Below are 9,863 nucleotides of genomic sequence, written 5' to 3'. Positions count from 1 at the left end.
CGTCATGCGCCACGAAGGCGACCCCGGTCACTCGCAAGCTCGCGACGGGGTCGCCTTCGTGCGTCTGCGTCGTCGGGTGCTGCGGTCGTGGGAGGGTTCGGCCACCGCTTGCGGAGTTCGGGGCCTCGCTGACGTCCGTGTCGGTCGTGGTGCGGTCGTGGGAGGGAGCGGCTGGTACGGGTGGCCACGGACGTCGCCCGAAAACGCCTCATGGATGACGCCATTCCGGGCAACGATCAGTTCAGCTGGCCTCGCTGGTGCGCGTTGGATGGAGTCACCGGTGAAGCACCTCGGATCAGTCACGAAGCCTCTTCGTCGCGACGACGCCCACATCAGGACGCGCGGGCAGAACTGCCTCGAGCGCACAGAGGTATGAGTCGCCCCAGGTGACGCGGGTGATGCTGGTCGTGCGGTAGGCCAGAGGCTCCTCGCGCCAAGCGGCATCGGCATCGACCTCGTGCATCCACGTCCAACGCTTGTCGATCAGAACCGGGACGCCCACCCACATGGCGTCCTCGAGCTTCCGCTCGCGTTCGATCGCGATGAGCCGACCCCGCGTCGGCGCCGATTCCAGGAGACCCCTCGTCGAGTCCAGATCGAGATGGAGCGGCGACTCAGGCCAGTCGGTCCGCGTCTTGGCGAACGCGTCCTCGAAGCCTGCGCGTCTGCGCACCGCGATCACGTCCTTCAGACGAATAGCGGTGAACCCGTCGGGGTACCCGCCGTCGCGCGCGTTCGCGATGAGAGCCCACTTCTTGCCGACGGCGCTCACGTAGCCCCAAACGGTTTCAGAAGAGCGAGGGTTGCGATGGACGTCCACGAGGCTGCGATCGATACGGGCCTTGTCGAGCTTCTTCGCGGCATCCATGCGAAGAGCGTAGCCACGCCGAGGAAGACACTGCAGGTTTTCATCATCGAGGACCGGTGATACTCATGACCCGTGCGCTTCATCACCAAGTACCTCGACGGATACGTCCTCGCCCTGCTCGGAATGGTCGCCCTGGCGTGCCTGCTGCCGGCACGCGGCGGTGCCGTCGCGCCCGTCGAATGGGCGACGAACATCGCCATCGGGCTGCTGTTCTTCCTCTACGGCGCGCGCCTCTCGACCGAGGAGACGAAAGAGGGCTTCCGCCACTGGCGCCTCCACCTGCTCGTCCTCGCGTTCACGTTCGTCGCGTTCCCACTGCTGGGCCTCGTCATCCGGCCCATCGCTGACACGTTCCTGCCCCACACCCTCAGCCTCGGACTGCTGTACCTGACGCTGCTGCCGTCGACCGTGCAGTCGTCCGTCACGTTCACCTCACTCGCGCGCGGCAACGTCGCCGCGTCGATCTGCGCCGCCTCGTTCTCCAACATGCTCGGCGTCGTGCTCACACCTTTGCTCGTCATCGGTGTCATGGGCGGGCAGGCCGCGTTCAGCTTCGACTCGGCGGAGAAACTCATCGTCCAACTGCTGCTGCCGTTCATCCTCGGCCAGTTCTGCCACAAGCGCCTCGGCGGCTTCCTCGCCGAACACAAGCAGGGCCTGACGTACCTCGACCGCGGCGGCATCATGCTCGTCGCCTACTCCGCATTCAGCGCGGGCATGCGCGAACACATGTGGAGTCACGTCACCGTGTGGCAGGTCGTGGCGCTGCTTCTCATCTGCGCTGTGCTACTCGCCGTCGTCATGGTCGGCTCGTACGTGACGGCGCGCCGCCTCGGCTTCTCGCGCGCCGACCAGGTCGCCATCGTGTTCTGCGGATCGAAGAAGTCGATGGCGTCCGGCTTGCCGATGGCGACGGTGCTGTTCCCCTCCGGCGTCGGACTGCTCGTGCTGCCCCTCATGATGTTCCACCAGCTGCAACTCATCGTCTGCGCGCAGGTCGCGCGCCAGTGGCCCGACAAACCCGCCCTCGGGCGGGCGCCGGAAGACGGCGTGAGGGAATAGGATCGACGCGTGACTGAGATCGAGATCGGCAAGGGCAAGCGCGGTCGCCGCGCGTATTCACTCGACGACATCGCGATCGTCCCGTCGCGCCGCACGCGCGACCCGCGGGAGGTGTCGACGTCGTGGCAGATCGACGCCTACCACTTCGAGCTGCCCGTCATGGCTGCGCCGATGGACTCGCTCATGTCGCCCGCGACGGCCATCGCGTTCGGCAAGCTCGGCGGCCTGCCGGTGCTCGACCTCGAGGGCCTGTGGACGCGCTACGAGGAGCCCGAGAAGCAGCTCGCGCAGATCGCGACGTGCAGCCCTGACGAGGCCACCGCCCGCATGCGCGAGATCTACGCCGAGCCCATCAAGCCCGAACTCATCACCGCACGCCTCAAGGAGATCCGTGACGCGGGCGTCACCGTCGCCGGCGCCCTGACACCGCAGCGCACGCAGGAGCACTGGCGCACCGTCGTCGCGGCGGGCGTCGACCTGTTCGTCATCCGCGGCACGACCGTCTCGGCCGAGCACGTCTCCGGCGCGTCCGAACCGCTCAACCTCAAGCGCTTCATCTACGAGCTCGACGTCCCCGTCATCGTCGGCGGCGCGGGCACCTACACCGCTGCGCTGCACCTCATGCGCACCGGCGCGGCCGGCGTCCTCGTCGGCTTCGGCGGCGGCGCCGCGCACACGACGCGCCGCACGCTCGGCATCCACGCGCCCATGGCGACGGCGATCTCCGACGTCGCTGCGGCGCGCCGCGACTACCTCGACGAGTCGGGCGGACGTTACGTCCACGTCATCGCGGACGGCGGCGTCGGCACATCCGGCGACATCGTCAAGGCCGTCGCGTGCGGCGCTGACGCCGTCATGCTCGGCGCAGCCCTCGCGCGTGCCGAGGAGGCGCCGGGCCGCGGGTTCCACTGGGGCCCCGAAGCGCACCACAGCCAGCTGCCGCGCGGTGAGCGCGTCGAGGTCGGCACCGTCGGTTCTCTCGAGCAGATCCTCGACGGCCCCGGCCAGAGCGCTGACGGCACGACCAACATCATGGGCGCCCTCAAGCGCGCGATGGCGACGACCGGTTACTCCGACCTCAAGGAGTTCCAGCGCGTAGAACTCGTCGTCGCGCCCTACCAGCGCAGCTGACCCGCACCCCACTCAGCACGCCCTCGCTCTTTCGAAGAGCGGGGGCGTGCTGCGTCGAGGGACGCATCGCGTCGGCAGAGCGCACGACGGCGCCCGCCATGTGCACGGTGTACGCGAAAGTAACCACGGTGTCGGAGGTCACATCTACAGTGGGGGGATGACGCCTTCACTGCACACCCAGCCGCGCCCGCAGCGTCCGCTTGCTCTCGACGAGGCGACCGTCCGACGCATGAGCGCCCGCGTCGTCGCGAGCGGCCCGGCGCAGGAACGCATGACGCCGCTGACGGGGGAGACGATCGGCGCGCTGCCCACGTCGACGCCCGACGACGTCGTCACCGCCTACGAACGGGCGCGCGCAGCGCAGCAGGAATGGGCACAGCGCGACGTCCGCGAACGCGTCGAGTTCCTCACGAGGCTGCACGACCTCGTGCTCGATCGCCAGGACGAGTTGCTCGACCTCATCCAGATCGAGTCGGGCAAGGCGCGCATCCAGGCGTTCGAGGAGGTGCTCGACACCGCGGGCGTGTGCCGTCACTACGCCAAGAAGGCGCCGAGCTATCTCGCCGAGCGCAAGGCCCTCGGCGCGCTTCCGGTGCTGACGCAGGCGCGCACGCACTATCTGCCTAAGGGCGTCGTCGGCATCGTCGCGCCGTGGAACTACCCGCTGTCGATGTCGATCACGGACGCGCTGCCGGCGCTCGCGGCGGGCAACGCCGTCGTCCTGCGCCCGGACGAGAAGTCGAGCTTCACGTGCCTGCGCGCCGTCGAACTGTGTGACGAGGCGGGCCTGCCCGAGGGGCTGCTCCAGGTCGTCCTCGGCGACGGGCCGAACGTCGGCGGGGCGGTGCTCGAGCACGCGGACTCGGTGATGTTCACCGGTTCGACGAAGACGGGCCGCATCGTCGCGCGCGACGCGGGGGAGCGGCTCAAGAGCGCGTCACTCGAACTCGGTGGCAAGAACGCCATGTATATCGCCGATGACGCCGACCTGACGCGCGCCGCCGAGTGCGCGCAGCGCGCCGTCTTCGCGAGCGCGGGCCAGCTGTGCATCTCGATCGAGCGTCTCGTCGTGCACGAGAAGATCGCCGACGAGTTCCTGCGACGCTTCCTCGAACGCGTCGCAGCGATGAAGATCGGCGTGGCGCTCGACTGGGGCTACGACATGGGCAGCCTCATCTCGGCCGACCAGCTCGAACGCGTCACACAGCACGTCGACGACGCCGTCGCGAAGGGCGCGACGGTGCTGGCCGGAGGCAAGGCGCGCCCCGACATCGGCCCGTACTGCTACGAACCGACCGTCCTCGACGGCGTCGCGGACGGCATGTTGTGCCGCGACGAGGAGACATTCGGGCCCGTCGTCAGCGTGTACCGCGTGAGCAGCGATGACGAGGCCGTCGCCCTCGCCAATGACACCGACTTCGGCCTCAACGCCTCCGTCTGGACGAAGGACGTCGCGCGCGGGCGCGCCATTGCCGCCCGCATCCGCACCGGAACCGTCAACGTCAACGAGGGCTACGCGGCCGCTTACGCGAGCAATGGCGCGCCGATGGGCGGCATGAAGGCCTCCGGTCTCGGGCGGCGTCACGGCGCGGAGGGCATCACGAAGTACACCGACATCCAGAACGTCAGCGTGCAGCGGTTGCAGGGCTTCGGCGTGCCGAAGGGCGTGTCGCAGCGACAGTTCGCTCGCGCCCTGAGCACGGGTCTGCGCGTCATGAAGAAGGCGGGCCTGTCATGAACACCACCTCGCGCGATCAGGCGATGGACGTCGACGTCGCCGTCATCGGCTCCGGCTTCGGCGGCTCGGTCGCGGCGCTGCGGTTGGCTGAGAAGGGCTATGACGTCGTCGTGCTCGAAGCCGGCCGGCGGCGGCGTGACGACGAGTTCGCCAAGACGAGCTGGGACGTGCGCAACTACGTCTGGGCGCCCAAGCTCAAGTGCTTCGGCGTACAGCGCATCCACAGGCTGCCGCACGCCGTCATCCTCGCCGGCGCGGGCGTGGGCGGCGGCAGCCTCAACTACGCGAACACGCTCTACGTGCCGCCGAAGACGTTCTTCGACGACCCGCAGTGGGCGCACATCACCGATTGGCAGGAAGAACTCGCGCCGCACTACACCGTGGCGAAGAAGATGCTCGGCGTCGTCGACGCCAACCCGTGCGAGGGCGTCGTCGAGAACGTCATGCGCGACGCGGCCCGCAGCCTCGGCGTCGAGAACACGTTCCGCAAGACGCCGGTCGGCGTGTACTTCGGACGCGCCGGCGAGCGCGTCGACGACCCCTACTTCGGGGGCGAGGGCCCGGCGCGCACCGGCTGCACCGAGTGCGGCAACTGCATGGTCGGCTGCCGCGTCGGCGCGAAGAACACGCTGCTCAAGAACTACCTACCCCTCGCCGAACGGGCCGGCGCACGCATCGAGGCGATGCGCACCGTCGTCGATCTCGAACCGATCGGTGAGCACGGCGAAGGCGGCTGGCGCGTGACGAGTGAGCGCACCGGCGCGTGGCTGCGTCGGGATCGCCGGACGATGACGGCCCGCCACGTCGTCCTCGCCGCCGGGACGTGGGGGACGCAGTCGTTGCTGCACACGCTGCGGGCCGAAGGACGCCTGCGGCACCTGTCGCCGCGGCTGGGCAAGCTGACGCGTACCAACTCCGAAGAACTCGGTGGCGCGGCCCTCGTCGACGTACCGCGCGGCGCGGACCTGACGAAGGGCGTCGCCATCACCTCCAGCTTTCACGTCGACGCCACGACGCACGTCGAGAACTGCCGTTACGGCAAGGGCTCGAACGCGATGGGCTTCTTCTCCACCCTGCTCATCCCCGGCGACGTGCCGAGCCGCACGCGTGCCTTCGCGCGAGAGTTCATCAAGCGCCCGGGCACGCTGCTCAAGACCGTCGTGCCGCGAAGATGGAGTGAGCGCACCGTCATCGCCCTCGTCATGCAGACGCTCGACAACTCCATCGACGTCTCACCGCAGCGCACGCGCCGCGGATGGAAGCTGACGTCCGCGCAGGGCCACGGCGAACCCAATCCGTCGTGGATTGCTGGCGGGCACAAGGCGATTCACGCGATGGCGAGCGAGCTGCAGAAGGCCGTCAAGGGCACCGCGGTGCCGGGCGGCACATGGAACGAGCTGTTCGAGGTGCCGATGACGGCGCACTTCCTCGGCGGCGCACCGATCAGCGACGGGCCGGGCACGGGCGTCATCGACGCGTATCACCGCGTCCACGGCTACCCGACTCTGTCGATCGTCGACGGTTCGGCTGTCTCCGCGAACCTTGGCGTCAATCCTTCGCTGACGATCACCGCCCAGGCCGAACGTGCGATGAGTGCGTGGCCGGCCAAGGGGGAGCGGGACGAGCGCCCGGCGCCGGGTGAGGAGTACGTCAGGCTCGACGTGGCGCCGGGTCGTGTGCCCGGGCAGGTCGTCGACGTCGGGATGCCGCGCATCGGTGGGCTTGCCGGTGGTGAAAGGGGCGCCGTCGAGGTGACGCCATGACGCTCCACAATGCAGAGCGACCCGTCTGAGGCAACGTTCAGTTCGACCCCGTAGGCTGAGTCGGTGCTGCGAACCGCGATGAAACCCCGCCTCCTGCGGTTGTTCGTCGTCATGCTCGTTCTGACGGCAGCCTTCGTCTGGTTGGGCAACTGGCAGTGGCAGACGGCCCACAACAGGGCCAACCAGCAGGTCCTCGAGGAGAGCAACGGGCGCGCTGTGGAACCACTCGACGACGTCCTGAAACCGCAGACGACGTTCGACAACGGGCGCTCCTTGCAGCCGATTCGTGCGACCGGCCACTATGACGCCGCGAAGACCGAACTGGTCGCCGGCCGCGTACTCGACGGCAAGAACGGCTACTGGCTCATGACACCGCTCGTCGTCGACACGACGGGCGCGCGCATCCCGGTGGTGCGCGGGTTCGTCACGCAGACGACGAAGCTGCCCGCGCCGACGTCAGGCACGGTCACGATCGAGGGCGCGCTCGCGCCCGGTGAATCGGTCTCGACGCTCGGTGAACTTCCCGAGGGTCAGATCGGCACGATCGACATGGGCCGGCTGCTCAACGAGTGGGGCGGCAAGGTCTACAACGGCTTCGTCTTCTCGACGAAGCAGGCGCCGGCCGCGGCGCCGCAGTCGGGAACCGCTGTCGTGCAGCACATTCCGCCGCCGGTGCCGAAGGCCACGAAGGTCGATCTGCGCAACGCGGCCTATGCGTGGCAGTGGTGGATCTTCGCGATCTTCGCCGTCTTCATGTGGCTGCGAATCCTGCATGAGGAATACCTCGACGACCGGGCGGCCGCCGAAGCCGCGATCTCCGACGGGCCGCAGGCAACAGATGCGCCCGACGTGCGCGCCGCACGCAGCGAGGGCGACGCCGCTGACGATCTCGACCAGCCCGACGACGGTGCCGCCCGGGCGTCGTCGGCTCCCGAAACCCTCGCCGAACAGGGCGCGATGCGCCCGGCGACACGAAAGGAAACGCCGTGACCAAGCCTGCTCCCACCCCCGGCCGCCCCGTGGTGCGCATCGACGCACTCAAGGCTCGCTCTGCCCTCAAGTTCTTCAAGGTCGCCGCGTTCATCGTCGGTATCGGCCTGCTCGTTCTCGTGCTCGAGATGGTGCTGCACTACGGTTTCGACAACCACGCCCTCGACTGGTGGCCGCAACCGCATGGTCTGCTCTTCCTCGTCTATGTCGCCGCGACGGCGAATCTGGGTTTCGCCATGCGCTGGGGGATCGGCAAGATGGTGCTCGTCATCCTGGCCGGCTGCGTCCCGTTCCTGTCCTTCTGGGTGGAACGCCGCATCAGCGGTGAGGTCGAGCGCGATCTCGAGGCACTCCCCACCCGCTGAGCGGCTGGCAGCGTCCGATAACCGCGTGATTCCGGGGTTGTCGCCCCGGCCGATAGGATGAGTGACGTGACCGAAAATCTGCAGGATCATCCCGTTCTCGTCGTCGACTTCGGCGCGCAGTACGCGCAGCTGATCGCGCGACGCGTGCGTGAGTGCGCCCTCTACTCCGAGGTCGTGCCGCACACGATGAGTGCCGCCGAGATGCTGGCCAAGGAGCCCGCGGCCATCGTGCTGTCGGGCGGGCCGTCGTCGGTGTACGCCGAGGGGGCGCCGTCGCTCGACGTCGCGCTGCTCGAGGCCGGCGTGCCCGTGTTCGGCATCTGCTACGGCTTCCAGGCGATGGCTGACGCTCTGGGCGGCACCGTCGGCCACACGGGTGGTCGTGAGTACGGCAACACGACGGCGACGATCACGCACACCGAGTCCGTCCTGTTCGCGGGGCAGCCCGCCGAGCAGAACGTGTGGATGTCGCACGGTGACGGCGTGACCGAGGCTCCCGCGGGCATGACGGTGTGTGCCCGCACACCCGGCGCGCCCGTCGCGGCGTTCGAGGATCCGGCGCGCAAGCTGTTCGGCGTCCAGTGGCACCCCGAGGTGTTGCACTCCGCCCATGGCCAGGAGGTGCTTCGTAACTTCCTGCTCAAGGGCGCCGGCCTCGAGGCGACGTGGACGGCCGCCAACATGGCCGAGGAGCTCGTCGAGCAGGTGCGGGAGCAGATCGGTGAGGGCCGCGCGATCTGTGGCCTCTCCGGTGGTGTCGACTCCTCGGTCGCCGCGGCGATGGTGCAGAAGGCGATCGGCGACCGACTGACGTGCGTCTTCGTCGACCACGGCCTGCTGCGCGCCGGTGAGGCCGAGCAGGTCAAGGAGGACTTCGTCGCCGCCACCGGCGTCGACCTCGTCGTCGTCGATGCGTCGCAGCAGTTCCTCGACGCGCTCGCGGGTCAGAGCGACCCGGAGACGAAGCGCAAGATCATCGGTCGCGAGTTCATCCGCGTCTTCGAACAGGCCGCGCGCGACATCGTCGGCGCTGAGTCGAGCAGCGAGCACCCCGTCGAGTTCCTCGTCCAGGGCACGCTGTACCCCGATGTCGTCGAATCCGGCGGCGGCACGGGCGCGGCCAACATCAAGAGCCACCACAACGTCGGCGGCCTGCCCGACGACCTGCAGTTCACGCTCGTCGAGCCGCTGCGTTCGCTGTTCAAGGACGAGGTGCGTCAGGTCGGTCTCGAGCTCGGTGTGCCCGAGGCGATCGTGTGGCGCCAGCCGTTCCCGGGCCCCGGCCTCGGCATCCGCATCATCGGCGAGGTGACGGCCGAGCGCCTCGAGATCCTGCGCGCTGCCGACCTCATCGCCCGCGAAGAACTGACGGCCGCCGGTCTCGACCGCGACATCTGGCAGTGCCCCGTCGTGTTGCTCGCCGACGTGCGCTCCGTCGGCGTGCAGGGCGACGGCCGTACGTACGGTCACCCCATCGTCCTGCGCCCCGTATCGAGCGAGGACGCGATGACGGCCGACTGGACGCGCCTGCCCTACGACGTGCTCGCCAAGATCTCGAACCGCATCACGAACGAGGTCGCCGACGTCAACCGCGTCGTGCTCGACGTGACGAGCAAGCCGCCGGGCACCATCGAGTGGGAGTGAGTTCGAAGGTGACGGCCTGATGCCTCCTGAGCTCACGCACGACGACGGCGCAGCCCGCACGGCTGCGCCGTCGTCGCATCCCGGTGGTCCTCGACGCGGTCACGACGATCGGCCCGGCGGGTCGGCACGCCCCGGCGGTGGTGCGCGATGAGCGCCGATGACCTCGTGGGCGCGACACGCGCTGGCGACGACGCCGAGCCGGCCGGCGACATCCCGGAGTCCGTGCGTCGTCTCGTCTGCTCGGTGACGACCATGGCGCTCGTGTCGCTCACCGGGTTCCTTCTGGTGCTGTGGGTGTTCAC

General features: G+C 68.8%; 8 protein-coding genes. 7 read left to right on the top strand and 1 reads right to left on the bottom strand.

What is annotated here, in order from left to right:
* Nucleotides 1-295: 295 nt before the first annotated feature.
* Nucleotides 296-868, bottom strand: coding sequence for a hypothetical protein (locus tag B2284_RS11035; protein WP_131941489.1), 573 nt, complete (start codon nucleotides 866-868; stop codon nucleotides 296-298).
* A 72-nt stretch (nucleotides 869-940) separates the two neighbouring features.
* On the opposite strand from B2284_RS11035, the gene B2284_RS11030 reads away from it, so the two are divergent.
* From B2284_RS11030 to guaA, 7 genes are all read left to right on the top strand, one after another.
* Nucleotides 941-1,930 carry a bile acid:sodium symporter family protein gene (locus B2284_RS11030; RefSeq protein ID WP_286697518.1) on the top strand — a complete coding sequence of 330 codons (990 nt, stop codon included), beginning with the start codon at nucleotides 941-943 and terminating at the stop codon, nucleotides 1,928-1,930.
* Between the two features lie 9 nt (nucleotides 1,931-1,939).
* Nucleotides 1,940-3,061, top strand: coding sequence for a GuaB3 family IMP dehydrogenase-related protein (locus B2284_RS11025; protein WP_062257903.1), 1,122 nt, complete (start codon nucleotides 1,940-1,942; stop codon nucleotides 3,059-3,061).
* A 157-nt stretch (nucleotides 3,062-3,218) separates the two neighbouring features.
* The gene (locus B2284_RS11020) at nucleotides 3,219-4,799 is read left to right on the top strand and encodes a succinic semialdehyde dehydrogenase (protein ID WP_074046151.1); all 1,581 of its coding nucleotides are present in this window, start codon (nucleotides 3,219-3,221) and stop codon (nucleotides 4,797-4,799) included.
* A complete protein-coding gene (locus B2284_RS11015; protein WP_074046150.1) occupies nucleotides 4,796-6,562 on the top strand; it encodes a GMC oxidoreductase in 1,767 nt (588 codons plus the stop codon). The genes B2284_RS11020 and B2284_RS11015 overlap by 4 nt, the downstream gene beginning before the upstream one ends.
* A gap of 63 nt (nucleotides 6,563-6,625) precedes the next feature.
* Nucleotides 6,626-7,552 (top strand): SURF1 family protein, encoded by a 927-nt coding sequence (locus tag B2284_RS11010; protein ID WP_006944845.1) that lies wholly within the window; start codon nucleotides 6,626-6,628, stop codon nucleotides 7,550-7,552.
* The gene (locus B2284_RS11005) at nucleotides 7,549-7,917 is read left to right on the top strand and encodes a DUF3817 domain-containing protein (RefSeq protein WP_006944851.1); all 369 of its coding nucleotides are present in this window, start codon (nucleotides 7,549-7,551) and stop codon (nucleotides 7,915-7,917) included. Before B2284_RS11010 ends, B2284_RS11005 begins: the two co-directional genes overlap by 4 nt.
* Nucleotides 7,918-7,983: 66 nt before the next feature.
* Nucleotides 7,984-9,561, top strand: coding sequence for a glutamine-hydrolyzing GMP synthase (gene guaA, locus B2284_RS11000; protein ID WP_006944852.1), 1,578 nt, complete (start codon nucleotides 7,984-7,986; stop codon nucleotides 9,559-9,561).
* Nucleotides 9,562-9,863 lie beyond the last annotated feature (302 nt).

Origin of the sequence: Dermacoccus sp. UBA1591 (assembly GCF_002322065.1) — a bacterium.
Classification (GTDB): Bacteria; Actinomycetota; Actinomycetes; order Actinomycetales; family Dermatophilaceae; genus Dermacoccus; species Dermacoccus nishinomiyaensis.
This window is presented reverse-complemented; position numbering and strand designations above follow the sequence as displayed.